The following is a 23,740-nucleotide window of genomic DNA, read 5'->3' as shown; positions in this document are numbered from 1 at the left end:
AGGCGGCCTCCACCTCCGCATAGCACCCAAGGTATCGTGGCTCCTTCCAAGCGCTCTTGCAGCATGAAGCGCAGCAGCATTCCCCCCTTGTGTAATCCTTCTTCCTGCAGTTCATCCAGGTCGCGCTTGGCTTCCCCGAATCGGCCGAGGCTGGTGAGAAGCGGCGCCCAGGGTACCGAGCGTGGACCGCGGTCGCGAGCTAAAGCTACTTCCAACAACAACCTTTTCTTATGCGGTGCCGCGTATGGCCGCTAGCTGATCTAGCTAGCGCTTCGATTCTGCTCCACGAACCTTCGCCTCACTTTCAACCAATACGGTCCATGCCTTGCGCCTCAGTGCCTGGTCGCCCCCTTCCATCACTTCCAGAAGTCGGCGCTTCTCGGCCAGATAGACCCGGGCGAAGCCACGGTCCCGCGCGACGATGCTGTTGGTGTTGTCGACCAGGTCGGCGTACTTGATGGTCTGCGCTTCTGGGGAAACCTGAGCCAGCCTGTTACGCTCCAGCGCCTTGCGGTGGGCACGGTTGCCGATTTCCGGATCGATGAATTGATCCGTCAGCTCCTGGACCAGGATGGCGACCCGCTCGCCGAAGCACTCCTCGATGTCCATCGGCGTAACGCCGGTATCTTCAAGCACGTCATGCAGCAGGGCGGCGGCGATCATCTCCGGTGTCGCCGTCTCGACTGCCGACACCATCTCCGCGACGGCCGCCGGGTGGTGCCAGTAGGGCTCGCCGCTGTACTTGCGTCGCTGCCCAACGGCTTGATGTGCAGCCCTGCTGAACAGCGCCGCCCGTTCGGCTATGTCGTCCATTCAGGTCACTCCCTCAGCTTCATCTTTTCCATCATGATGCCAGATAACCCTCGGTCTCGGATGCCTCGCGCGCCTGGTGGGAAGGGGAGTCGTGTCACCCTGTGTTAGCTTGAAGCGTATCGAAGCCAAGGAGGGTTCAGTCTATGGCCGAGCCGGTGAGTTATCAGGACGCTGAAGCGTGCGTGGATCAGGTCATCGATCGCGTGGGCAAGAACATCGTGTTGGGGCTGCCGCTGGGGTTGGGCAAACCCCTGCGTTTCGTGAACGCCCTGTATGCCCGTGCCCAGCGCGACCCGACGATCAAGCTGCATATCGTCACCGCTCTCTCCTTGCTGGCGCCGGCGGGCAGCTCCTCCCTGGAGCGTCGTTTCCTGGAGCCTTTTGTCGAGCGCCTGTACGGCGATATCCCCGAGCTGGCCTATGCCCGGGATGCCCAGGCCAACCGCCTGCCGGACAATGTCACGGTGTCGGAATTCTTTTTCCAGGCCGGCAACCTGAAGAACAATGCCGACCAGCAGCGCCGCTATATCTGCACCAACTACACCCATGCGCTGCGTGATTTAATGGCCCAGGGCATCAATGTGATCGGTCAGTTGGTAGCGCCCGATGAGTGGGGCGAGACGATGAGCCTGAGCTGCAACCCGGACCTGACCCTGGATCTGTTGCCCCGGCTGCGTGCGCAGCCCTATGCCACCGTTTGTGTCGCGGAAACCAATCGGCACCTGCCTTATATGGGCAATGACGCGGCTGTGGCGCGTAGCGAGTTCGACCTGCTGCTGGAAAAACCGGCTACCGACTACCCGCTGTTCAGCGCGCCCCAGACTCCCATCTCGCCGGCAGATCACCTGATCGGTTTCTACGCCAGCTGTTTGCTGAAGGATGCCGGCACGCTGCAAATCGGCATCGGCTCCCTGGGGGCGGCGCTGGTGCACAGCACCCTGTTGCGCCAGCAGGACAATGCCCACTGGCAAGCGATTTACCGGGACCTGCAGGTGGCCCAGCGGTTTCCGGTGGCCGAGCAGTGGGGCGACACCCAGCCCTTCAGCCAGGGGCTTTATGGCTGCAGCGAGATGATGGTGGATGGCTTTGTCTACCTGATGGAAGGCGGGGTGCTCAAGCGCCAGGTCTTTGTCGATGCCGACTTTCAGGAAGCGATCAACCGCGGCGAGATCGACCCCGAGAGCAGCGACCACCCCAGCGCGGCCAAGGGTGTGGTGATGCATGGCGGTTTTTATCTGGGGCCACGGCGTTTCTACGACAAGCTGCACGCGCTGTCCGACGCCGAGCGCGAGCGCATCAATATGACCAGCGTCGGCTACATCAATGATCTCTACGATCACCGCTTCGGAGATCAACGGCTCAAGGTGGCCCAGCGCCAGCACGCGCGGTTTATCAATTCTGCCATGCTGTGCACGCTCGATGGGGCGGTGGTCTCGGATGGCCTGGAAGATGGCCGGGTGATCAGTGGTGTGGGCGGGCAGTACAATTTTGTCGCCATGGCCCACGAGCTGAGCGGGGCTCGCTCGGTCATTACCATGCGCAGCACCCGCGAGAGCGACGGCGAAACCCGGTCCAACATTCTGTTCAGCTACGGCCACTGCACCATACCCCGCCATCTGCGCGATATCGTGGTGACCGAATACGGTATTGCCGATTTGCTCGGTCGGACTGATGAGCAGGTTTACCTGGCGTTGATCGCCATTGCCGATGCGCGTTTTCAGCCCGAGCTGCTGGCGCAGGCCAAGGACGCCGGCAAAGTGGCCGCCGACTTCGAGATGCCCGCACACTGGCAGGACAATACCCCGCAGCGATTGGCGCAGAACTTTGAGCGGATGGGGGGCGAGCAGGTCTTTCCCCGTTTTCCGTTCGGCACCGACTTCACCGACGACGAGCTGACCCTGGGCAAGGCCCTCAAGCAGCTCAAGGCGCGCACTGCCACCCGGCGCGGCAAGCTGAAAGCCCTGCTGGGTGCAGTGGGCACAGGCCAGGCCAGCGACGCTGAACGGTCGCTGCTGGCCCGGCTCGAGCTGGATCGACCCACCGGCTGGAATGAGCACCTGGAGCGGCGGCTGGTGCTGCAGGCGCTGCGATCGGGCTAGTGGGGCGGGATCATTCGGGGTGGCGGTTTTGCGTTTCTGGCCTTCTGCTAGCGATTGCCGCTGGAGGATTGGCTCCGTTCAGCCGCGCAGCTTGCGCACGTTCGAATGGGTCTTCGTGCTGTATGGCTTCAGCGCTGCCGCGGCGATCTTTGCGGGATCGGCGCCGCTTGCCATCGCCACTGCCGCTCGCTCGGTCGCCGTGGCGTAAATCGTCGCTTTTTCCATCATCATGCTCATGGCATCGGGCACGCTCATGGTGCCGCTGGCCATCATCATGGTGCGGCGGGCGATCACCTCACCGGAAGAAATCAGCATCTGGTGGTAGGACGATGCGATCTTCATCCATGCGAACATCATGTTCATCGGGTTGTTCGACATTTGTCTGGTACTCCTCGAAATTTAGGTCTTAGATTTGGTGCTTGTTCATGGAGATTGCCCTTGGAGATTGCTCCTGTGGATAACGGGTATCCACGCTGAGCCCCGCCATGAAGCCATCGGGACTCTGAGTTAGAGCCACACTAAACTGGCCTGCGACCTGTGTCGGTGCGCTGGCCCACATTCACCAATCGGTTGTTTTCCGACCTTTCATGGTGGCTGGCCTTGCCAGATGATTGCTGGTCTATCTCGGGCGCAACTGGCCTGGCCCGGTGCACCGTTGGCGTACCAGCTTGCCGAGTTCTTCGCTGTGGCAAATGGGGGTGCCAGGTGGGCAGGGGAGTTGTAGGTAGGCATCAAAAAAGCGGATACCCCTAAGGGCACCCGCTTTCGTTATAGCCTCACCTTCAGAATCGGTCGACGCGGAACGGGGCCATATCCACCGCGGGTTCTTCGCCATCCATCATCTGGGCGAGCAGCTCGCCGGTGGCCGGGCCCAGGGTAAAGCCCTGATGGCCGTGGCCGAAGGCGAGCCACAGCCCCGCCTTATCGGGGGCCGGGCCGATCACCGGTTTCATGTCGGTCTGGATCTCGGCCTGCCCTACGGCGTCTCTCGCGTGACGTAAGACGTCAGCAGCAAGGTCCCCGCACGATCGCGCGTGGGAGTAGATTATCCAGAGCACGCTGACAGCGTGTGCTGAATAGTGGACGCTCCGGCCCCCATCCCTGTGTCAATCCTTACGACCCCCACAGTCCTGCCATGAGCGATCCGCCCCACTGGGGCGGATCGTTTTTTGGAGCAGCGCTTTTTTCTACCGCTGCTGGCTACGACTATGCAGCCAGAAGAGTGAAGCCAAGGTGAACGCCGCCATGCCTGCCGTATAGGCGGTGAGGGGCCAAGCAGTGTCGCCACTCAGCCCTATCACGACGCCCGTTCCTATCACACCGACGATGAGGCTCTGAACGCAGAAGTGCAGGGCGACGGCTGTGCCCGCCACTTCACTGAATTCCTGAAGTGCACCATTGGCAGTAACGGAAGTAGTGAACACGATACCGACTGCAGCTAGCCACATTGGCAAGACGAAGGACCAAAAAGAGGGCGGCAGGAGTATCTCGCCCAACCCCAGCAAGCCGGCACTGAGAAACAGCGTCAGCATGCCGCGCAACGCGCTGCCTGGAATACCCCAGTGTGCAACGAAGGCCTTGGCGAAACGCGTCGTGGCGATCATGGCGAGGGCAACCGTGCCAAAGGCGAAGCTAAAGCCCAGTTCGGAGAAGCCCGCCATGTCGATCAAGACACGTGGAGCAGTGGAAAAAAACACGAAGAACGAACCCATCGCCGTGCCGAAGGCCAGTGTATAGGTCCAGAAGTAAGGACTTCTCAGCACTGTTCCGAAGCCGGCTCTGCTGGTTTGTGTCCTCACTTTCCGTGTCTCATGCCACTTGGGTAGTACGAAGGCGAGCATGATGAGTGCCGGAATTCCGAGCGCCAGGAAGATGGCACGCCAGCCGAGAGCGCTCGCGATCAAGGCTCCCGCAATAGGGCCAAGCGCGGGCACGAAGGCGAGCGTGGCGCTCAGCAGGCTATAGATAACCGCACTTTCAGGCCTCTCGGCATAGACGTCGCGCACCGTGGCGAAGACCGCTACCAGCATGGCAGCCGCCCCGGTTGCTTGCACCAGCCGTAGCAGAACGAAAAGCCAGGCCGAGGTCGTGGCCGCGAGGGCGAAGGAAGCCGCAGCAAAGATCAGTGCGCCACCAAACAGAATCGGGCGCCGGCCGAAGCGGTCTGAAAGTGGCCCGAAGAGGATCTGCCCCACGCCAAGCATAATCATGTAGAGAGTTAGGGTTAGCTGAACCACCTCGGGCGTGGTTGCGAGAATGCCCGGCATAGCGGGAACGATCGGCAGGTAAATGTCCATGCCGAGGGACGCGAGAATATTGAAGGGAGCCAGCAGCAGCAGGGCCGCCGGCAGGCTGTACGTCCACAGACGAGGATTTTGAGCAGGCACGATGAAATCTCCGCGCAAATCGAGGTATTTGGCGGCGGCCTACATGTAATGGATGAGATGGGCCAAGCAGGCTGCCGCAACAACGAGGAAACAAGGTTGTTGCGGCTTAGCGGTCTGACTTCTTAGCGCCCATGCGTGCGTGCCTCTGTGAATTGGCCTAACATCGGCATGGATACTACCAGCCCTGAGAAAGAGTTGGCCAGTGTCGCGATCTATCGAGCCTTTGCAGTGCTCCCAACGCTGAAGTCCGTCGGTGTGATCGGCGACGGTTGCCGCTACGAATGGGTCATCGCCTGTGCGCTGTGAAAACCGTCGACTTCATGACCGCAAGGTGGGCGTACCTGCACTAGAGCTGCTTGGAAATCGTTTCCACCTGCGTCATGTACGACGTCTGCAGCAAGCCGCCCGCGACGATCGAGGGGAAGTGATCTTCACGAAGTGATTTAGTCCCCAGGTAAGTACCCCGCTAACCGTTAACGAAATTCCTAAGGAAAGGTATGTTTCACATCTTGAAAGAACTGTATTGGCTCCGTTCCATGAGCGAACCGCGCATGGATCGTCACCGCTACTGGCTGGCTGCCTACTTGCTATTAAGCCTACAGCTGGGTGCTGCGTTTCTTATGAGCCAAGACCAGTTCTTATGGAGCATGATGCCAGATTTTTATCCTGAAGCTTTCTTTTGGATAAGCTATTTCACGCCGCACGTCTCGATGGATCTCGCATTGATCGTTCTGTACATTATCGTGGGTATTAACGCCTTCGGCCGGGCTTTTGGTGGCCTCGCCGGGATCGGCATTTACTCATTAGGGGCTCTGGCCTCAGCGTTCAGTTGGGCGGCATCGCGTGGTATGGAGGAGCCCCTTTGGTACCCACTACTATCGATAGTGATGCTGGCAATAATAGGCATCGTGGCGCTGTTCATGGGTTTCACGTTACGCTCTCTTCGCGATGTCGACCCGTCACATGCGCTCTTGCGACAGCGCCCGGACATACCTTTGGAAAAACAGCTGGATTGTCTGTCCTTCTTGCGCCGCTATCTGTTAGCCCACTTGGTGCTCAATGTGATGGGCGTCGCAATTATCGGCATCATGTTTTGGCGTCTCAACAACCCATCAGTGATGGGGCACTATGGGGCAGCCGATTCAACATTAAAGATCGGTGGTTTTTTCCTACTGCTACTGGCAGTGCTGGGATGCATCTGGCTTCTCAAGCTAGTCGCCAAGCGATTGAATAGTTTCACCGATGCTACGATGGCAATTATATGCTGGGGTATAGGCCTGACAGTCGTCATCGGAGGCGGTACGGTCTGGCTGGCAATAAACGAGTTTTATAGTAGTGGGTGGCTATTTCTGCTGGCCAAAACCATCGGTCTTAGCCTGTGGCCTATCAGCATTGCCGCTCATATTTATTTGCTAACCAATCCCTCGAAACAGCTTTCCTCTGCAGAGGTGGAAATGGCAGAATCATCAGCGCAGGGACCTGCCACTTCACCGCAGATCGATACCTGACGCCCCCGGAGTGCCTCGGCTATCGAACACCAGTCCAATCAGTACTGAAGCTGCATAAAGCGGGCGCCTCAAGGGCGCCCGCTTTCGTTATAGCCTCACCTTCAGAATCGGTCGACGCGGAACGGGGCCATATCCACCGCGGGCTCTTCGCCATCCATCATTTGCGCGAGCAGTTCGCCGGTGGCCGGGCCCAGAGTAAAGCCCTGATGGCCGTGGCCGAAGGCGAGCCACAGCCCCGCCTTGTCGGGGGCCGGGCCGATCACCGGTTTCATGTCGGGCAGGCAGGGGCGTGCGCCTTTCCAGGGCTGGCTGTCGCGACGCTTGCCCAGCGGGAACAGCTTACGTGCTACCTTCTCGGCGGCGGCCAGCTGCTTGTACTGGGGTGGCGATTCCAGGTCGGCAAGCTCGGCGCCGGTGGTCAGGCGAATCCCGGCGCGCATCGGTTCGAGCAGGAAGCCCTTTTCGGCGTCCATCACCCAGTGGTTGAGCTTGGCTTCCCCTTCGGCGGAATAGTGCATGTGGTAGCCGCGCTTCACGAACAGCGGCACTTTCATGCCCAGCCTCCCCAGCAGTTCTCCGGCCCAGGGCCCCAGGGCCACTACCACCTCCTCTGCCTCCAGGGCTCCCTCGCTGGTCTTGACTCGCCAGCCGCCCTCACCCTGGGTCACGTCCTCGACGCTGGCCTGCATCACCCGGCCACCCTGTTCGGCAAAGCTGCGGGCGTAGGCCTGCACCAGGCCGCCCGGGTCCGAGACCATCCAGGGCTGCGTCCAGTGGATCGCCCCGATCAGCCCCTTGCCCAGGTGCGGCTCCTTGGCGTAGAGCGCCTCGGCGTCCAGCACTTCATACTCGACCCCGAAGCGCTCGTGGTTCTCCCTGGCCGTTTCCTGGCGCTCTTCGAACTCCTTGCGGGTGCGGTAAAGCTCCAGCCAGCCGCCCTTGCGCACCAGCGCCTCGGCGCCAGCGGCCTCGATCATCGGCGCGTGGGCATCCTGGCAGCGCATGATCAGCGACGCCCACTCGTTTACGATGCGCTCGTAGCGCTTACCGCTCGAGTTCAGCCAGTAGTCCAGCAGCGGGCCCGCCGCGCTCAGCATGCCGGTGGGGCGGTAGCGGATGTCCACCTGGCGGTTGGGCACCACTCGCAGCAGGGTACCGATATCGCGGGGGAAGGCGTAGGGGCGAACCGCCTCGCGCTGGATGATGCCGGCATTGCCGAAGGAGGTCTCGAGACCCGGCTCGCGGCGGTCGACCAGCGTGACGTCATGACCGCGACGCACCAGATGCCAGGCCACAGATACGCCGACCATGCCGGCACCAAGAACGATGATATTGCGGGCCATGAAGGACTCCTGCCGTTGTACACAGAAAGCTCCGCCGCGGGGCAGAGCCTGTCATGCGCGGAGTTTATCAGCACTTCCCAGAAAATCGGCTACCTGCTGAAAATTAAGATTAAGGCGCCATAATTTCGCCTTTAGGCAGAATATTTACCCGTGATAAGGAGGGTGAATAGAATCTTTGTTTGTAGCTGATCCTTGGGCCTGCTCGCGCCATTACCGGACAGTGTAGGCGCTGCACTGAGGGCCGCCATGGTCCACTCAATCGCCCCCGACTGCCCACCGCTCGGTAATTATCATGGTGATCAAGGCTTGGCTTGCAGAAAGAACTACCGATCGGTAACTCGCTGTTTCACCTCTGCGCGAACTGGCTCGGCGGCTGTCCAACGTGCCGGCTGAAGGCAACGCTGAAGGCACTGCTGGAGCCGTACCCAACGCGTTCGGCCACCTCTGAGACCGCCAGGTCGCCGTTACGAAGCAGTTCCTTGGCGATCTCCATGCGCCAAGCAAGCAGATACTCCATCGGCGCCATCCCGACCAGTCGCGTGAAGCGCTCAAAAAACGCAGAACGGGAAAGGGCGGCGATCTTGGCAAGCTGAACAATGGTCCAGGAGCGCTCGATGTGTTCGTGCATCTGCTTGAGGGCGCGTGCCAGCCGCTCATCGCCCAGCCCTCGCAATAGCCCCGGCGGGGCGCTTCCGGTCGCGGCCGAGCGCATCGCTTCGACAAGCAACAGCTCTACCAACCGGGAGAGCATGAACTCGCTGCCTGGCTTCTGGTCGCTGGCTTCCTCGCCCACCAACTGTACTAGCTGCGACAGACGCTTCGAACCCTGTACATGCACGACGATCGGCAGCAGGGAAACCAGCAGTCCCGGATTGGCGCAGTCGAACAAGAACGATCCTCCCAGTGAGCGCATGTCCGGCTGGCCTTCCTGCTCACCGTAGCGTAGCTCGGCAGTGTTACCCGCAACTCGATGGGGGTCCATATGGACCGGCGGCGCTGGCGTGAAGCTGGAGATCGTGAAGGCTGGCGTCGTGGGTAACAGGACGAAGTCGCCGGCACTGATGATGACTTGCTCGTGCCCGTCGACGCTCAGCAGGGCACTCCCTTCCAGCACGATACAAAAACTGGGGTGCCCGTATTCGGAATAGTGCACGGCCCAGCTTCCTTTGCCGCTGATGATATTGGCAAAGACGGCGCGAGGATGCAGGAGCTGAACTACTTCGGAAAGCGGGTCGCTCATCAGGACTCTCGCTAAATAAAGTCGGACGATGCATTATCGATCATCCAAAGATGCTCATCTATTGTTCTCTCCGAGTCAACTCAACCCCTTGGAGATCAAAAATGAAGACGGTACTGATTACTGGCTGCTCCTCCGGCTACGGACTGGAAACCGCTCGCTACTTCCTCGCTCAGGGCTGGAAGGTCATCGCCACGATGCGCACGCCGCGGGAGGAGCTGTTCCCCGCCGATGAAAACCTCCGCGTTCTGGCGCTGGACGTCACTCAGCCAGACAGCATTACGCATGCCGTGGAGGCCGCCGGGCCCATCGACGTGTTGGTGAACAATGCGGGAATCGGCTTGTTCGGTGCATTCGAAGCCACACCCATGGCTACCGTGCGCGAGATCTTCGAAACCAATACCTTTGGTGTCATGGCCATGTGCCGGGCGGTCATCCCACAATTCCGTGCCCGCCGGGCGGGCACCATCGTGAACGTCACCTCGAGCACGACGCTGGCCTCGTTCCCGCTGGTGGCAACCTATACGGCCAGCAAGGCGGCCATCGAAGGATTCACGGCCTCCCTGGAACACGAACTCAAGGCCTTCGACGTGCGAGCCAAGCTGGTGGAGCCCGGGTATGGTCCTTCGACGCGCTTTGCCGCCAACGGCCAGCAGCGCATGCAAGGGCTGATCCCTCCGGCTTACGAGGCATTCGCTCACCGCGTGTTCACCGGCTTCGCCGATGTCTCTGAGGTGACCCAGCCGGCTGACGTGGCCGAAGGTATCTGGCGAGCCGCCAACGACACCTCGGACCAACTGCGCTTCCCGGCTGGCGCTGACGCCATGGCTCTGGTGTAACAGCGCTGACGTAACAGCGTAGGCGATCAAGCAATACACTGAGACCAGACGACTTAGGGCCCGCAACGCGGGCCCTAATCGTTACCGGCGACTATCGCCGACTCAAGCGCCTGCTTGTCGCGCTTCGATTTTCTTCAAGCGCTCCTCGGCGCGCTTCACCGTTTTCATCTTTTCCGGCCGCTTCATCGCTTTCCACTGGCCTATCTCTTCCACGGTGCGGCCGCAGCCGATACACAGATCGCCTTTCAGTTGGCAAACCGAGACACAGGGGCTTTCGATCTTCTTCGCCATTCAATGCCTCGTTGCCTTGGCGCGTAGCCTGCGCTGCCAGTCGCCGCCGTGCTCCCGCTGGCACGCTTCCTCGCTGTCGAAATCGAGATGCCGCGAGGCGTCGCCGGCATCGAGGCCGGCCTCGGTCAATGCTTCGGCGGTCAGTACTTCCATGTGGCGGCGGGCATCGCCCTTGAGTGCATTCGCCAGGTTGGGATGGGTATCGAACACCCAGGTGACCACCAGGCTTTCGGGAAAGCGCTGGTAATCGACCTCATGGGTCAGCCAGCAAAAGCCGGGCAGCAGGGGCTTGGCCTGCTCGCAGGCGTGGGTCAGCGCAGCGGTCAGCCGTCGCTCCATCTTGCCGCGTTCTTTCTTGGCAATCATTCACTCTCCATACTTTTCAGCCTGCCACGATAGCGTTCGACACCATATACCGTGCAGCTTACGGCAAAAACTGGCGGATCAACGCTTCACGCTCCATCTCCAGGACCTCTCCCAACATCGGGTTCTACCGGGCTCCCTCACTAGCCTGCCACTCCAGCAACAGCGCCTCGGCCTCGGGCGATTCGGCCAGGCGTGCCGCCAGGATGTGGTTGGCGTTCGAAGGAGATCCAGCCCTTCGAGGTGCTGGCCTCGTGACCGGGCGCACCGGATCAAAACTGCCAATTGGCCGGGACCCAGGCATAGCCGGTGTCCGTCTTGAGCATTCGGCCAATGCCCGGGAAGGGAAAGTGGAAGCCGAGAACGGGGAGCCGGTCTGCCGCCGCCATATCGAAGATACGGCGGCGGGAGGCAAGGGCGGTGTCCCGACGCGCGGCCATGCGGGCCTTCCTCGAGTACATCCGCCATTGTGAATGGCCACCTGTCGGCAACTAGTTCCCGACAGGCTATCGGGTTACGCGCAGCGGCACGGCAAACGCATTCGCAAGCTGCCCATCCGCATCGAAGACGTTCTTTGAATGGAGCGGGGCGATAGTGCTTTGGGCGGTCGCGGATCACGCCATTATTGGGACCGCCAGCGGCGATGGCCGATGCTCCGTAGGCTTTCGACCGCGCAGCACATCACGCTTCGGCGGCGCCTGGAACAGGCGGCCGTAGTCGCGGGTGAACTGCGAGACGCTTTCGTAGCCCACCTCGAAGGCGGCGCTGGTCGCCGAGGCGCCTTCGTCGAGCATCAGCCGGCGCGCTTCGACCAGGCGCAGCCGCTTCTGGTATTGACCGGGCGTCAGCGAGGTCATGTGCTTGAAGTGCTTGTGAAACGAGGAGAGGCTCATGCCGGCTTCCGCGGCTAGCCGCTCCACGGATACGCGCGAGCGGTACTCGGCCCTGAGGATCGCAATGGCGGCGGCGAGGCGGCTCGCGTGGCTGTCCGGGTCTGCCAGGGTTCGCAAGGCGCTACTGTGGGGCCCCGAGAGGAGCCAATAGTGCAGCTCCCGCATGATCCCCGGACTCAGCAGCGGCGCCGCTTCGGGGCGGTCCAGCAGGTGCATCAGCCGCGATGCGCAATCGAGCAGAGCGGCTTCGGTGTCTACGGCGAACAACGTAGGCATCTCGGAGGGGCGCCGTGGGCGAGGGCTGCCGATATGGGCGGTGAGTTCGCGCAGGGTCGCCATCTCCAGTTCGACCGCGATCGCCAGATAGGGCTCGTAGCGACTCGCTTGCACGACCCGCCCGATGACCGGCATGTCGGCACTCACGAGGACGGACTGGCCGGTAGAGAAAACCCGCTCCTCATTCCCTACGATCAAGCGCTTCGCCCCCTGCAGCACCAGGCATATCAGCGGCTTGTAAACCGAATGCAGCTCGCCTGACGGTGCCTCGAGGCACATCATGCGTAACCCCGGCACCGGGGTGATCGCCATACCGTGGCTATTGGCGTGGCGGCTGGTATAAGCCAGAACAGCCTGTTTGAGCGAATCCATATGCTTCCTCCGCATTTCGACTTGAACGTAGCATGAGGGGCGGGTGCAGGCAGGGCTTTACTCCACCTGATTTTTTGGCTGTTGCAATGCGTCCACGCTCCAAAGGCCTGGGCCGGCGGCGCTGATATAGAGGAAGATGAAGCAGTATAGCATTGCCGCTTCCCCGTGGTTGAGAACAGGGAAGAAGCCGTTCGGGCTGTGCGCGATAAAGTAGGCGAACGCCATTAAACCGGAAAGCAGGAAGGCGGTCGGACGCGAGAAGAGTCCGATTAGCAGGAAAAAACCACCTACTACTTCCAGGAAGCCGGCGGTATAAAGCATAGGGTTGAGGGGATACTCGAAAGCTGCGGGCCAGCCAAAAAGCTTCATCGTTCCATGAGTCAGAAAAGACCCGGCCGCAAAGATTCGCAGTACGCTGAGAAGGTGCGGGGAGAGTATATCGAGGCGCTGTAGGCGCTGCATCGGTAGTGTTAGCATGTTTTCCTCGGTCTGTTCTGGTGATTATGGAGCCGGGCTATCGGAAGCCTACGGCGACAACGAGGAGAGTAGGGCGTGGTTGTCCCCACGGTATGCCAGAGACTCAATAGTTTGTCGCAAAATGTCCCAGTGAGAGGAAATCGAAGTAAGCAGTATCGGTGCTGCCGTGGCAGTCTGAATTCGCCTAATGTTGTGAACATTTGGTGGCCATGAGGGCGCCGAGCTATTTCGGTAAGCGAGTTATTTCGTAATGTGGGTATTCTGCGCGGGGCGTGACGCTTTCTTGAACCTCCAGATGCGCTCCTTTCGCGCTGGCGCCGCGTCTACACTGCCTTCTCTGGGCAGCGAGATGATGGCTTGCATACCGGCTTCGCCGTTGGAAAACGAAATATCTCCCCCATGCTGCCGCGCGACCGCGCGCACTATAGAGAGGCCAAGCCCGATACCGCCGGTCTGCCTGTTTCGCGACGTCTCGAGCCGGACAAAGGGCGCAAACACTCTCTCTTTCATGTCCTCCGGGATCCCGGGCCCCCGGTCTTCCACGACGATATCGACAGTCGAGGCGGTGCAACGGAGCGACACTTTCGCCTCTCCCCCATAACGCACTGCGTTCTCGACCAGGTTTCTTATCGCGCGGCGGAGGCTATCGGGTCGACAACGGTACTTCATCTTCACGCCTTCGACATGCGTGACCGGATGCCCCAGGTCGGATTGGTCGTCACAGATGCTCCCGACAAGCGCTTCCAGGTCGATGGCGCGCGTCTCCTCCTTGATGGATTCTCCACGTGCGAATGAAATGGCGGCTTCCGTCATCGACTGGAGCTCGTCGATCGTCTCTATCATTTTGCGCTGGATATCTTTGTCGCTGACGAACTCGGCTCTTAGCCGAAGCGAAGTCAGCGGCGTCCGCAAGTCATGGCTAATCGCTGCCAGCATCTTCGTACGATCCTCGACGAAACGATGCAGGCGGCTTTGCATCTTGTTGAAGGATTGAGCCGTTCGCTTGATCTCTTCCGGCCCTTCTTCCACCAGGGGCGGCAAATTTTGTCCTCGGCCCAAGGCTTCGGCGGAAGTTGCCAGGTTTCGTAGTGGCTGCGCGATGCGCCTCGCGATAAAAACGCCGATCAGGGCGAGCATGAGAGCGGTAAGCCCAAGCGACATCAGTGGGCCTGACGTCCACAAGCTTCCTTTGTCGTGCTGGTAAAAGGCAGCGCTCAACCAGCGCCCGTCATCAAGTTGCGTCGTGTACCCAAACCCCAGGCTGCCTGAAAAGCGGAGCGTCTTTGCTGGCTGCGACAGCATCCATAAATAATCCGTCGGCGTCCACCAAGGGTCATCTGCATTTGCCGTGGCCACATCGTCGGCGCTCGGCAATTTCGGGCGGGAAGACCCGGCCCATCCGAAGGTTCCATTGCGATCGACGGAACTGTCCAGCGGCCGGGAAAGCTGGGAAAGGGCCTGCAACCTCCAGGCATTCGGGTCCATGGGCTCGCTGTCGGTCAACCAGTATCGCAAATAGCTGCCTTCACTCGCACGCAGCGCTTGCTCTCTCAATGGCGGGGGTAGAGATTCCATCAGGCGGGTCACCGATGAGGCTCGGCTGATGAATTCGGCTTTCACCCCGGCGTCGAATTTCTTGGTGTATTCATCCGAGGAAATGAGAAAAGTGATTGCCTGTGAGACGATCAACGCCGCGAGCATCAGCCCGATGAATCGTATGGCCAGGCTCCTGCGCCAAACACGAGTCATTCGAATGCGACCTCGGCACATAGGCTGTAGCCGCCACCCCAGTGCGTCTTGATGATTGATGGATTCTTGGGGTTATCCTCGATCTTCTTCCGCAGGCGGCTGACCTGGTTGTCAATGCTGCGGTCGAAGATATCGGCTGTCCTCCCTACCGTCAGATCAAGGAGCTGTTCCCGGCTGAGTATCAAGCCAGGCCGCTCGATGAAGACCTTGAGAAGGCGAAATTCCGCGGTGCTGAGCGGAATGCCCACGCCGTCGTCACCGAAGATTTCCTGGCGACCCAGATCGACCCGCCAGTGGCCGATGCGGACTATCCTGCGATCGAGAGGTGTGCGTGCCGGAGCGGAACTCGAGGCGCGACGAAGCACGGCTCTAATCCGAGCAAGAAGTTCGCGCGGGTTGAAGGGTTTTACCAAATAATCGTCCGCACCGAGTTCGAGGCCGACGATACGATCCGTGTCTTCGGCCATCGCTGTCAGAAAGATAATGGGGATATCTCCAGTAGCCCGAACCTGCCTGCACAACGAGATGCCGTCTTCGCCGGGCATCATGATATCGAGGATGATCAGATCGACCGTCTGCCGTTCTAGGACTCGTCGCAGGGTCGCGCCACCTTCCGCGACGCTGACCTTGTAGCCATGGTGTTCGAGATACTCCCGAACCAGGTCCCGAATATCGTTGTGATCGTCTACGACGACTACATGTGTGGCGTCTTGCATTACCCTGACCTCCGCCGTAAAGCTGGCACTCTCCTCAGTCGAGACTCTGGCCTGTGCTCTTGGCTAGCTCATCTTAGAGTTGCGAAGCCACCCCGGGAGTGATCCCCGTAGATTGGTCTTCGCTAACCCCAGCGTCAACTTGATCGTTGATGGGACTCTCGTCGCCCCACTCTGCGCCGCAGGGCCAGTCGCGGCATGGAGTATCGGGAGCACGCCGATCACGGCTGTCTTGAAGCGTTCCGGATGAGACGCGATGCGGAGTATCACTAATACAATGAATTTGTCGCGCAAGTGTGCCGCGCTGGTACCGAATTGTGACAAGTAACAGATTGACGCCGCTTCGATTTAGAACACTCGTCAGCCCGGCAGAATCAGGCAAGTTTTACGTAGTGGGTGGCAAGAACTCTCCAGGCCGAATAGTTAACAGTGAAATACCGAAAGGGCATCCCGTCACGTAATCGTGGCCAGCCGAGGAGAAGCACTCATGACAGCATTCACGCTCAACGGGCGCGAGGTCGAGGTCACCGCCGAGCCGTCTACGCCATTGCTCTGGGTGATCCGCGAGCAACTGAAGCTCACCGGTACCAAGTACGGCTGCGGCGTCGCGCAGTGCGGTGCTTGCACGCTGCATGTCGATGACGAGCCGGTGCGTGCCTGCGTCTTCCCGTTATCCGCCGCCGAAGGCAGGTCCGTCACGACCATCGAGGGGCTATCCGAGGATGGCTCGCATCCCGTCCAGCAGGCCTGGGTGGAGCTGGACGTACCGCAGTGCGGCTACTGCCAGTCGGGGCAGATCATGAGCGCAGCTGCACTGCTGGCGCGCAATCCGAGCCCCTCCGACGAGGAGATCGATGAGGCGATGCGCGGCAATCTGTGTCGCTGCGGCACCTACGTGCGCATCCGGGCGGCTATTCACCAGGCCGCCGAGGCCTGACGAGATCCGCTTCCTTCACCCTTATTCGTCCATCACGGTTACCCGAGGCGTAGGTAGAACGATGAAACTACAAGATTTCTCCCTTACCCGTCGATCCTTCCTGGCAGGCGCTGCCGCAGCCGGCGTCGCCCTCGTCGTTCCCCTTCGGCTGCCGTCGGCATGGGCGCAGCAGCAGGAAGCTTCCCACACGTTGCAAGCCTATATCCGCATCGACACGAGCGGTCAGGTGACCTTCCTGCTCCCCACCAGCGAAATGGGGCAGGGGACTCACACGGGGCAGGCCCAGATTCTGGCCGATGAGCTGGGTGCCGACTGGTCGAGCATCGTGGTGGGCATGCCGAACCAGCCGACGCCCGACTACCGGATTCCATTCATCGGCCAGATGCGCTCCGTGGGTTCGTTCGGTATCCGCTTCTGGCACGACCCGTTGCGCCTCGCGGCCGCCCAGGCGCGGGAAATGCTGACCCAGGCGGCGGCCGAGCGCCTCGATGTAGCGCCTGCGGCGCTTCATGCCGAGAATGGCTTCATCGTGCATTCCGACAGCGGCCAGAGGATCCCTTTCGGTGAGCTGGTGGAAGATGCCTCGACGCTGCCTGTGCCGGAGGAGCCGACCCTGCGTCCCGACGACCAGCGAACGCTGAGCGGAAGCAGGGTGCCACGCCTCGATACACCGGAGAAGGTGACGGGAAAGGCCGTCTACGCGGTGGACGTCGAGCGCGAAGGCATGCTGTATGGCGCCGTGCGACTCGCCCCGGTCTATTCCGCCGCCGTCGATTCGTTCGACGAGGGCAGCGTTTCGGAAATGCCGGGCGTGGTGGCGGTGGTTCGTGTGCCGCGCGGCGCGGTGGTCGTGGCCGACTCCTGGTGGCAGGCCAAGCAGGCAGCCGATGCCCTGGAGATCACTTTCACCCGGACGCCGGCGGACACGCTCTCTACGGATGAAATCTACAGGCTGTTTCGCGAGGGCCTGGAGCGAGCCGATGTACCGGTCACGACGCTGCGTGGCGACGCCGAGGCGACGTTGACGACCGAAGGCCAGATCGTCGAGGCCGAGTACTCGGTGCCGCTTCTCACCCACATGAGCATGGAGCCGATCAATTGCACCGCCGAGTCCACCGAGGAACGGACGGAGCTGTGGATCGGTACCCAGGGCCAGGACGTCGTCCGCATGACGCTCGAGAACGCGCTGCAGGTGCAGGCCGACAAGTTCTTCATCAACACCACCTACCTGGGAGGAGGCTTCGGCCGCAAGACCCATGGCGAGATCGCCCTTCAGGCAGCGCTGGCCAGCCGCGCCGTCGGTGGACGGCCGGTCAAGGTGCTGTGGGCGCGTGAGGACGACGTTCGGCAGGGCCAGTACCGCCAGACGATGAGGTGCCGCTTTCGGGCGGTTCTGGACGAAGCCGGCAACATCACCGGCATGCGCATCCGCGTCGCCGGGCCGCAGATGGGCCGCGAATACGGTATCGATCCCGAGCAGCGGGCGCAGGCGACGGGCAACCTCGCTAACTTCGACCCGTTCTCGCTCGGTGGGCTGTCGGACATGCACTACGTCATCCCGAACTTCGTCGTCGACCACGCGGTTGTCGATCTGCCGATTCCGCTCTGCCCCTGGCGTTCGATCGCCCACTCCTTCAACGGCTTCTTCTTCGAGAGCTTCATGGACGAGTGCGCCGCGGCAGCGGGCCGCGATCCGCTGGAGTTTCGCCGCAGCCATAGCGAAGGTGAGGAGAGGATGCTCGCCGTTCTCGACCGGGTGGCCGAGATGTCGCGATGGGACGAGCCGGCGCCGGAGGGAATCGCTCGCGGCCTGGCCGTGGTCGAGAGTTACGGGTCCTACGTCGCCCAGGTGGTCGAGGCTCGCGTCGACGACGATGGCATCAATGTGGAGCGAGTCCATGTGGCGATCGACTGCGGACGTGCGATCAATCCCGACCAGGTGGAGGCGCAGATGCAGGGTGCCGTCATCGATGCGCTCGGCGTGGCGCTGAGGCAGAAGGTCACGATTCGAGACGGCCGCGCCGAACAGTCGAACTTCCATGACTATCCGCTGCTGCGCATCGGGGAGGCGCCGTCGGTGGCGGTGAGCATCGTCGAGATCGGCTCTCCGTTGGGCGGTGTCGGTGAGCCGGGTATTCCCCCGCTTGCGCCTGCGCTGGCCAATGCGCTGTACGCCGCCACGCAGCAACGGATTCGCCATTTGCCGCTGACCGATCACGTCCAGGTCTAGCAGGCGAAGACAGACCGTCGAGGCCCGCCCGCTATGTATCTTCAACCTATGTATCTCCAAACTAGGTATCTGGAACACGCGCAGGACGTCCTTGGACAGTGGCTCGCCTGGCGCCGGGCGGGTGAGGTCGCACTCGTCGTCGTGACGACAACGCAGGGCGGCGGCGTGCGTGCGCCGGGTGCCCTGATGGCCGTGTCTGCAGCGGGCGAGAGTTGCGGTTATCTCTCGGGCGGATGCATCGATGCTGATGTGGTGAATCATGCTCGGCAGGCGCTTCGCTCGGGGCGGATCGCGCGCCTGAGATACGGCAATGGCTCGCCCTTCATCGACATGCCTCTGCCTTGCGGCGGTGCCATCGAGGTTTGCGTCCTTCCCGATGCAGAAGCCGGAGTACTGCGGGTGTGCCGTGATAGGCTCGCCGCGCGCCAGCCGGTGACGCTCACTCTTGCGGAGTCTGGTGCTCTCGGGGAGGGGTATCCATCAGTTCCAGGCGCGTTGTCCTTCCGGTACACGCCGAAGCTTCGCCTGCGCATCGCCGGGCGCGGGGCCGACAGTCTGGCGCTTGCCCGCCTTGCCATGGCAAGCGGTATCCCCACCGAGCTGCAGCTTCGCGAGGGTGCCGAAGCCCAGGAGGCTTGGCGCCTGGGAATCGATAGCGTCACGCATCTGACGCTCCCCTCGACGCTGCCGACTCTGGACGACGACCCCTGGACGGCTTTCCTCCTTGCCTTTCATGACGTCGATTGGGAGGCAGCGCTCCTTGCCCAGGCCCTGAAAGGCTCCGCCTTCTATATCGGCGCGGTTGGCAGCAGGACGACTCATGCCCGGCGCTGCGAGAGGCTTCGTGCGGCCGGCATCACCGAGGGCCAGATCGGGCGCATCCATGGCCCCGTCGGCCTGATCCCATCCATGCGCGAGGCATCGACGCTTGCCGTGTCCATACTCGCGGAGATCGTCGAAGCCTATCAGCGCAAGGTAGTCGCCGGTTCGGTGCTCGACATCGATACGCGTAAAGACCTGGCGCAGCCACAGGCTGAATCGGCCCCATTTGCCGAAACGACTTGAATGGGTAATGGAGATTACGCCTGAACGACGAATGACCCATTGGGGTAATAGTTGCTGATGAACTCCACAAAGGCACGGACCTTGGGGCTCTGCAAGCGTCGAGACGTGTGCAGAACCCATAGTTCGACCTCGTCGCCGGCCATGCCCCAGGACACCAGTTCGCCTTTTTCCAGAAGGTTTCCGATGATGGACTGCGGCAGCATGGCCGCCCCCGCGCCGGCGATAACGGCATCGCGGACCGTCAGGAGCGAGGACAGCCGTAGCACGGGTTGTGGTTCGACAATGAGTTGGCTATCGCGGACGGACCAGACCTCACCGTCGCGATAGGTCGGCATCACGACGGCCGGTACTGGAACAGGCTTCTCTCTGCGCCCCTTCGGCATTGGAACAGTGGGGGAAGCGACGAGGACCAACCGGTCCCGGGCGAAACACCTGCCGACGAGTACGCTGTCCTTGCGGGGATTGATGCGGATGGCAACGTCGAAGTGCTCGTCGATGAGGTTGGCGACACGGTCCTCGGACACGACTTCGATCTGAACTTCGGGATGGACCGCCTGGAACGCGGCGGCAAGCCGTCCCAGCGCCACTTGCGAGAACAGCAACGGTGCCGCGATGCGCAGGCGGCCTCTGGGCGCCACAAGCCCATCGCGTGCCGCCGCTACGGCTTCGGCAACCTCGCGCATCGGCCCTTCGATTCTGGCCAGCAGCAATTGCCCGGCTTCAGTCAGTTCCAGGCTGCGCTCACCTCGTTCGATGAGCCGAACGCCCAGCGCTTCTTCGAGATCGGCGACGCGGCGCGACAGGGTTGCCTTGGACCTGCCGCTGGCGCGACTGGCTCTTCCAAAGCCGCTGTGAACGGCCACCAGTTGGAAATCATTCAGGGCGTTTAGGTCCATGGTGTCTCACATTTGGTACGAACTGTCTCTATTTTAGTGTCTTTGTTTTGAATATGAAACTCTCTATTGTTCATTTCGTAGGCAACCAGTAAACAACCCAACCCAAGGAAATCATCATGACCATTCTCGTTACCGGCGCCACCGGCACTGTCGGCCGCCAAGTTGTCGAACAACTCGTCAAGCGCGGTGCCGATGTCCGCGCGCTCGTTCGCGATACCTCGAAGGCCAACTTCCCGGCCAGCGTCCGTGTCGTCCAGGGTGATCTGCTCGACGTGGACTCGCTGCGCAGCGCCTACGATGGCGTTTCGACGCTCTTCCTGCTCAACGCGGTGGTGGCCGATGAGTACACCCAGGCGCTAATCGCGCTCAACGTCGCCCGGGAGGCCGGTATAAAGCGAATCGTCTACCTGTCGGTAATCCACGGCGACCGCTACGTGAACGTGCCGCACTTTGCAGGCAAGTACGGCGTGGAGCGCATGATCGAGCAGATGGGCCTCAACGCCACGATCTTGCGTCCCGCCTACTTCATGGGCAACGACCTCACCATCAAGGACGTGGTGACCGGATACGGCATCTATCCGATGCCGATCGGCAACAAGGGCCTGGCGATGGTCGACACTCGCGACATTGGCGAGGTTGCGGCCATCGAACTCCTGCGTCGCGAGCAGTCGGCCGTGCCGCTTCCGATCGAGCGGATCAACCTGGTCGGCCCAGACACGCTGACCGGCCCGGATGTCGCCGCAATCTGGACCGACGTACTGGGTCGCAAGATCGCCTATCCAGGCGATGACACTGCCGCGTTCGAGCAGAGCCTGCGGCAGTTCATGCCAAGCTGGATGGCCTTCGACATGCGCCTGATGAGCGAGCGTTTCATCACGGAGGGAATGGTCCCCGAAGCCGGCGACGTCGAACGGCTGACAACGCTCCTGGGTCGCCCGCTTCGTTCCTATCGCGAATTCGCCACCGACGCCGTGGCCTCATCCTGAGGCCGGCGTCACGCCGACTGCACCGGCCGCCTACCTGTGAAGCGCCTGGCGGCCCACTGCGCTCCCTTTTGCACGGCATCGTCCAGGCAGCTGTACACCACCGGGATGACGAGCAGGCTCAGTAGCGTCGAGGTGATCAACCCGCCTGTGGCGATTCAGTCCGGTAATGCGTCTTTCAGAAGCCTTACCGGGGGGTCGGAACGAACGAGAAGTACTGCGTAAGTTCTCAGTAAGTGTGCGGCTGCGACAGTGGACACTCTTTCCACCCAACGTCGACTGAAGGGCCTCTGGTCTTTCGGGAATTCGCGCATGATGTATCGACTCCTGCACCGGTGGCGCTGGCTTGGCGTCTGGACCCTGGCCAACCTGCTGCTTGCCTGGATGATCTCGCTGCGCTATGTCGCCTACATCCAGCCCGAGGGGGCCGAGCAGTGGAGCTACCTGCTGATGGTTTTCCTCGGCCATCTCTCGCTGCTGGTATGGCTGGGAGCTTTGCCGATGTTCCTGCTGGCCACGCTCTTGCGCGGCATCGGGCTATGGCTGGTGACCACCCTATGGGCGAGTGGTCTGCAGCTGCTGCTGCTGCTTGATACCTTCGTCTACGCTCAGTATCGCTTCCACCTGAGCGGCTTCATCCTCGACCTGCTGCTCAACGCCGGGGGAGACGTGTTCAGCTTCTCATGGGTCGCCTGGGCACTGGCCGTCGGTGGCGTGCTGGGCATGTTGGCGGTGCAGGGCGGTCTCGGGCTGCTGTTCAAGCTACGTCCACCTTCACGGCCTGTGGGAGCAATGCTGGTAGTGAGCTTGTTGGCCCTGCTGGGGGTGCACGGTTGGCATGCCTGGGCGGATGCCCACTACGACCGCGATATCACCCGCATGACGCGTCATGTGCCGCTCTTCTATCCGGCCACCGCCAAGCGCTTCTTCGTCAAGCAGGGATGGGTCGACCCCCAGGCGGTGCGCGATCGGGTGGATCTCGAGGCGACGAAGGGCGAGGCGCAGGACCTGGTCTACCCCTCCGCGCCGCTGCGCTGCTCGCCGTCGGTGTCTTCCGACAACCTGCTGCTGGTGGTGCTGGATACCCTGCGTCACGACATGCTCACTCCTGAAGTGATGCCGAATCTTTACCGGTACGCCAATCAACCCGGTTGGTTCAGGGCGCGTGAGCATATCAGTGGTGGCAACTCCACCAAGGCCGGCATCTTCAGCCTCTTCTATGGCCTGCCAGTCACCTACTGGGATGCATTTACTACCAGCCAGACGCCCCCGGTGCTGATGGAGCGATTCGAGGCTGCCGATTACCGCTTTCAGGTTCTCTCTTCGGCGACGCTGGTGAGCCCTGCCTTTGACCGTAACGTTTTTGCCGGCCTCAAGGATGTCTCGCTGGAGCCAGCACAGGGCGAGCCCTGGAAGCGAGACCAGCAGATCACCGATGACTGGCTAGCCTGGATGGACAAAGAAGATGCAAAGTCAGATGAGCGGCCGTTCTTTGGTTTCCTGTTCTATGACGCCGTGCACGGCTACAGCCATCCGCCAGACTTCCCGCGGTTCACGCCCTACTGGGAGCATATCAACCACGTGAGCCTGGGGCCTGACTTTGATCCCGAACCTTACTGGAACCGCTATCGCACGGCGGTGCGCTATGTAGACCAGCAATTGGGACGCGTACTCGATGACCTGGAGCGCCGTGGGCGGCTTGAGGATACGGCGGTAGTGATTACTTCCGACCACGGTGAGTCCTTCAACGAACATGGCAAGAACTACTGGGGACATGGCAGCAACTATACGCTGGAACAGGTCCAGGTCCCGCTGGTAATGCATTTGCCGGGACGGTCCGGCGGTGCGCTGGAGCGGCGAACGCACCACGCCGATATCGCACCGACGCTGCTCGAGGAACTGCTCGACTGTGAATCGGCTCCTCAACATTACACCCTGGGGCAAAGCCTGTTGGACGTCGAACCCCATCGCGACTGGATGCTTTCAGGCAGCTACATGGGTTATGGCATCCTGATGCCCGACTATCAGGTGGCCGTGCACCCCACAGGGGCCTTTGAAGTCTATGACTACCGCATGAGCGAACTCGACGATATCGAGCTCCAGGCCCGGGTGTCGAACGAGGTACTCAGGGCACTGTCGAGGTTCTATCGCTAAGACACCAAGGAGGTGCATTGCCGGCTTCAGCGTACGGAGTGGATCAGCCATGACCTCAATGCCTAAACCATCTGCCACGTCTTCGACCCCGAGCCCCGATGCGGCGTTGAAGGCT

The 23,740-nt window shown here is 61.3% G+C and carries 20 protein-coding genes and 3 pseudogenes; 9 read left to right on the top strand and 14 right to left on the bottom strand.

The window, feature by feature from the left end:
- Nucleotides 1-264: 264 nt before the first annotated feature.
- Complete coding sequence (locus ACRWQA_RS18370; RefSeq protein ID WP_434227937.1) at nucleotides 265-813, bottom strand: HD domain-containing protein; 549 nt, start codon at nucleotides 811-813, stop codon at nucleotides 265-267.
- 143 nt (nucleotides 814-956) lie between these two features.
- Between ACRWQA_RS18370 and ACRWQA_RS18365 the strand changes: the two genes are divergently transcribed.
- Complete coding sequence (locus tag ACRWQA_RS18365; protein WP_434227939.1) at nucleotides 957-2,912, top strand: acetyl-CoA hydrolase/transferase C-terminal domain-containing protein; 1,956 nt, start codon at nucleotides 957-959, stop codon at nucleotides 2,910-2,912.
- A gap of 78 nt (nucleotides 2,913-2,990) precedes the next feature.
- Here ACRWQA_RS18365 and ACRWQA_RS18360 read toward each other — a convergent pair whose 3' ends face one another.
- From ACRWQA_RS18360 to cml, 3 genes and pseudogenes are all read right to left on the bottom strand, one after another.
- Nucleotides 2,991-3,290, bottom strand: a complete 300-nt coding sequence (locus ACRWQA_RS18360; RefSeq protein ID WP_434227941.1) for a hypothetical protein — start codon at nucleotides 3,288-3,290, stop codon at nucleotides 2,991-2,993.
- Between the two features lie 404 nt (nucleotides 3,291-3,694).
- Nucleotides 3,695-3,868: pseudogene (locus ACRWQA_RS18355) on the bottom strand (NAD(P)/FAD-dependent oxidoreductase); the annotation flags it as partial.
- A 157-nt stretch (nucleotides 3,869-4,025) separates the two neighbouring features.
- Nucleotides 4,026-5,278: pseudogene (cml, locus tag ACRWQA_RS18350) on the bottom strand (CmlA/FloR family chloramphenicol efflux MFS transporter).
- A 237-nt stretch (nucleotides 5,279-5,515) separates the two neighbouring features.
- On the opposite strand from cml, the pseudogene ACRWQA_RS18345 reads away from it, so the two are divergent.
- Together ACRWQA_RS18345 and ACRWQA_RS18340 are read left to right on the top strand one after the other, a co-directional pair.
- Nucleotides 5,516-5,727 (top strand): annotated as a pseudogene (locus tag ACRWQA_RS18345) (GMP synthase (glutamine-hydrolyzing)); the annotation flags it as partial.
- A gap of 69 nt (nucleotides 5,728-5,796) precedes the next feature.
- Entirely contained in the window at nucleotides 5,797-6,807 is a 1,011-nt protein-coding gene (locus ACRWQA_RS18340) for a hypothetical protein (protein WP_434227943.1), read from the top strand.
- Nucleotides 6,808-6,908: 101 nt separating this feature from the next.
- On the opposite strand, the gene ACRWQA_RS18335 is transcribed toward ACRWQA_RS18340, so the two are convergent.
- Nucleotides 6,909-8,150 carry an NAD(P)/FAD-dependent oxidoreductase gene (locus tag ACRWQA_RS18335; protein ID WP_263582466.1) on the bottom strand — a complete coding sequence of 414 codons (1,242 nt, stop codon included), beginning with the start codon at nucleotides 8,148-8,150 and terminating at the stop codon, nucleotides 6,909-6,911.
- A gap of 346 nt (nucleotides 8,151-8,496) precedes the next feature.
- A complete protein-coding gene (locus tag ACRWQA_RS18330; RefSeq protein ID WP_434227945.1) occupies nucleotides 8,497-9,390 on the bottom strand; it encodes an AraC family transcriptional regulator in 894 nt (297 codons plus the stop codon).
- Between the two features lie 101 nt (nucleotides 9,391-9,491).
- Here ACRWQA_RS18330 and ACRWQA_RS18325 point away from each other — a divergent pair, with 101 nt between their 5' ends.
- Nucleotides 9,492-10,226, top strand: a complete 735-nt coding sequence (locus tag ACRWQA_RS18325) for an SDR family oxidoreductase (RefSeq protein ID WP_434227947.1) — start codon at nucleotides 9,492-9,494, stop codon at nucleotides 10,224-10,226.
- Nucleotides 10,227-10,328: 102 nt separating this feature from the next.
- On the opposite strand, the gene ACRWQA_RS18320 is transcribed toward ACRWQA_RS18325, so the two are convergent.
- The 7 genes from ACRWQA_RS18320 to ACRWQA_RS18290 form a co-directional block, all read right to left on the bottom strand.
- Nucleotides 10,329-10,517 (bottom strand): DUF1289 domain-containing protein, encoded by a 189-nt coding sequence (locus tag ACRWQA_RS18320; RefSeq protein WP_434227950.1) that lies wholly within the window; start codon nucleotides 10,515-10,517, stop codon nucleotides 10,329-10,331.
- A complete protein-coding gene (locus tag ACRWQA_RS18315; protein WP_434227951.1) occupies nucleotides 10,518-10,883 on the bottom strand; it encodes a hypothetical protein in 366 nt (121 codons plus the stop codon). It lies immediately after the preceding gene.
- A 269-nt stretch (nucleotides 10,884-11,152) separates the two neighbouring features.
- The gene (locus tag ACRWQA_RS18310; protein WP_263582471.1) at nucleotides 11,153-11,320 is read right to left on the bottom strand and encodes a hypothetical protein; all 168 of its coding nucleotides are present in this window, start codon (nucleotides 11,318-11,320) and stop codon (nucleotides 11,153-11,155) included.
- A 174-nt stretch (nucleotides 11,321-11,494) separates the two neighbouring features.
- Nucleotides 11,495-12,421, bottom strand: coding sequence for an AraC family transcriptional regulator (locus ACRWQA_RS18305; protein ID WP_434227953.1), 927 nt, complete (start codon nucleotides 12,419-12,421; stop codon nucleotides 11,495-11,497).
- A 57-nt stretch (nucleotides 12,422-12,478) separates the two neighbouring features.
- Complete coding sequence (locus ACRWQA_RS18300) at nucleotides 12,479-12,898, bottom strand: DoxX family protein (RefSeq protein ID WP_434227955.1); 420 nt, start codon at nucleotides 12,896-12,898, stop codon at nucleotides 12,479-12,481.
- 240 nt (nucleotides 12,899-13,138) lie between these two features.
- Nucleotides 13,139-14,647, bottom strand: a complete 1,509-nt coding sequence (locus ACRWQA_RS18295; RefSeq protein WP_434227957.1) for an ATP-binding protein — start codon at nucleotides 14,645-14,647, stop codon at nucleotides 13,139-13,141.
- Nucleotides 14,644-15,363 carry a response regulator gene (locus ACRWQA_RS18290; RefSeq protein WP_434227959.1) on the bottom strand — a complete coding sequence of 240 codons (720 nt, stop codon included), beginning with the start codon at nucleotides 15,361-15,363 and terminating at the stop codon, nucleotides 14,644-14,646. The genes ACRWQA_RS18295 and ACRWQA_RS18290 overlap by 4 nt, the downstream gene beginning before the upstream one ends.
- A 484-nt stretch (nucleotides 15,364-15,847) precedes the next feature.
- Between ACRWQA_RS18290 and ACRWQA_RS18285 the strand changes: the two genes are divergently transcribed.
- The 3 genes from ACRWQA_RS18285 (at nucleotide 15,848) to ACRWQA_RS18275 (ending at nucleotide 19,592) form a co-directional block, all read left to right on the top strand.
- Complete coding sequence (locus ACRWQA_RS18285; RefSeq protein ID WP_263582476.1) at nucleotides 15,848-16,297, top strand: (2Fe-2S)-binding protein; 450 nt, start codon at nucleotides 15,848-15,850, stop codon at nucleotides 16,295-16,297.
- A 61-nt stretch (nucleotides 16,298-16,358) separates the two neighbouring features.
- The gene (locus ACRWQA_RS18280) at nucleotides 16,359-18,527 is read left to right on the top strand and encodes a xanthine dehydrogenase family protein molybdopterin-binding subunit (protein ID WP_434227961.1); all 2,169 of its coding nucleotides are present in this window, start codon (nucleotides 16,359-16,361) and stop codon (nucleotides 18,525-18,527) included.
- 33 nt (nucleotides 18,528-18,560) lie between these two features.
- Nucleotides 18,561-19,592: an XdhC family protein gene (locus tag ACRWQA_RS18275; RefSeq protein WP_434227963.1), complete on the top strand. Its 1,032-nt coding sequence runs from the start codon at nucleotides 18,561-18,563 to the stop codon at nucleotides 19,590-19,592.
- Between the two features lie 14 nt (nucleotides 19,593-19,606).
- Here the strand turns inward: ACRWQA_RS18275 and ACRWQA_RS18270 are convergent, their stop codons facing one another.
- Nucleotides 19,607-20,488 carry a LysR family transcriptional regulator gene (locus ACRWQA_RS18270; protein ID WP_434227965.1) on the bottom strand — a complete coding sequence of 294 codons (882 nt, stop codon included), beginning with the start codon at nucleotides 20,486-20,488 and terminating at the stop codon, nucleotides 19,607-19,609.
- 116 nt (nucleotides 20,489-20,604) lie between these two features.
- Between ACRWQA_RS18270 and ACRWQA_RS18265 the strand changes: the two genes are divergently transcribed.
- Nucleotides 20,605-21,474 (top strand): SDR family oxidoreductase, encoded by an 870-nt coding sequence (locus ACRWQA_RS18265; RefSeq protein ID WP_434227967.1) that lies wholly within the window; start codon nucleotides 20,605-20,607, stop codon nucleotides 21,472-21,474.
- A gap of 309 nt (nucleotides 21,475-21,783) precedes the next feature.
- Nucleotides 21,784-23,625, top strand: a complete 1,842-nt coding sequence (locus tag ACRWQA_RS18260; RefSeq protein ID WP_434227968.1) for a DUF3413 domain-containing protein — start codon at nucleotides 21,784-21,786, stop codon at nucleotides 23,623-23,625.
- The last annotated feature ends 115 nt before the right edge of the window (nucleotides 23,626-23,740 follow it).

The sequence above is a fragment of the Billgrantia sp. C5P2 genome (assembly GCF_051062895.2).
The sequence above is the reverse complement of the archived record's forward strand: the minus strand, read 5'-3'. Positions and strand labels throughout refer to the sequence as shown.

What these genes read in the sequence shown, in the direction of transcription:
- ACRWQA_RS18370 (WP_434227937.1), bottom strand. Translation starts at nt 813, where the DNA reads ATGGACGACATAGCCGAACGGGCGGCGCTGTTCAGCAGGGCTGCACAT.
- ACRWQA_RS18365 (WP_434227939.1), top strand. Translation starts at nt 957, where the DNA reads ATGGCCGAGCCGGTGAGTTATCAGGACGCTGAAGCGTGCGTGGATCAG.
- ACRWQA_RS18360 (WP_434227941.1), bottom strand. Translation starts at nt 3,290, where the DNA reads ATGTCGAACAACCCGATGAACATGATGTTCGCATGGATGAAGATCGCA.
- ACRWQA_RS18340 (WP_434227943.1), top strand. Translation starts at nt 5,797, where the DNA reads ATGTTTCACATCTTGAAAGAACTGTATTGGCTCCGTTCCATGAGCGAA.
- ACRWQA_RS18335 (WP_263582466.1), bottom strand. Translation starts at nt 8,150, where the DNA reads ATGGCCCGCAATATCATCGTTCTTGGTGCCGGCATGGTCGGCGTATCT.
- ACRWQA_RS18330 (WP_434227945.1), bottom strand. Translation starts at nt 9,390, where the DNA reads ATGAGCGACCCGCTTTCCGAAGTAGTTCAGCTCCTGCATCCTCGCGCC.
- ACRWQA_RS18325 (WP_434227947.1), top strand. Translation starts at nt 9,492, where the DNA reads ATGAAGACGGTACTGATTACTGGCTGCTCCTCCGGCTACGGACTGGAA.
- ACRWQA_RS18320 (WP_434227950.1), bottom strand. Translation starts at nt 10,517, where the DNA reads ATGGCGAAGAAGATCGAAAGCCCCTGTGTCTCGGTTTGCCAACTGAAA.
- ACRWQA_RS18315 (WP_434227951.1), bottom strand. Translation starts at nt 10,883, where the DNA reads ATGATTGCCAAGAAAGAACGCGGCAAGATGGAGCGACGGCTGACCGCT.
- ACRWQA_RS18310 (WP_263582471.1), bottom strand. Translation starts at nt 11,320, where the DNA reads ATGGCCGCGCGTCGGGACACCGCCCTTGCCTCCCGCCGCCGTATCTTC.
- ACRWQA_RS18305 (WP_434227953.1), bottom strand. Translation starts at nt 12,421, where the DNA reads ATGGATTCGCTCAAACAGGCTGTTCTGGCTTATACCAGCCGCCACGCC.
- ACRWQA_RS18300 (WP_434227955.1), bottom strand. Translation starts at nt 12,898, where the DNA reads ATGCTAACACTACCGATGCAGCGCCTACAGCGCCTCGATATACTCTCC.
- ACRWQA_RS18295 (WP_434227957.1), bottom strand. Translation starts at nt 14,647, where the DNA reads ATGACTCGTGTTTGGCGCAGGAGCCTGGCCATACGATTCATCGGGCTG.
- ACRWQA_RS18290 (WP_434227959.1), bottom strand. Translation starts at nt 15,363, where the DNA reads ATGCAAGACGCCACACATGTAGTCGTCGTAGACGATCACAACGATATT.
- ACRWQA_RS18285 (WP_263582476.1), top strand. Translation starts at nt 15,848, where the DNA reads ATGACAGCATTCACGCTCAACGGGCGCGAGGTCGAGGTCACCGCCGAG.
- ACRWQA_RS18280 (WP_434227961.1), top strand. Translation starts at nt 16,359, where the DNA reads ATGAAACTACAAGATTTCTCCCTTACCCGTCGATCCTTCCTGGCAGGC.
- ACRWQA_RS18275 (WP_434227963.1), top strand. Translation starts at nt 18,561, where the DNA reads ATGTATCTTCAACCTATGTATCTCCAAACTAGGTATCTGGAACACGCG.
- ACRWQA_RS18270 (WP_434227965.1), bottom strand. Translation starts at nt 20,488, where the DNA reads ATGGACCTAAACGCCCTGAATGATTTCCAACTGGTGGCCGTTCACAGC.
- ACRWQA_RS18265 (WP_434227967.1), top strand. Translation starts at nt 20,605, where the DNA reads ATGACCATTCTCGTTACCGGCGCCACCGGCACTGTCGGCCGCCAAGTT.
- ACRWQA_RS18260 (WP_434227968.1), top strand. Translation starts at nt 21,784, where the DNA reads ATGATGTATCGACTCCTGCACCGGTGGCGCTGGCTTGGCGTCTGGACC.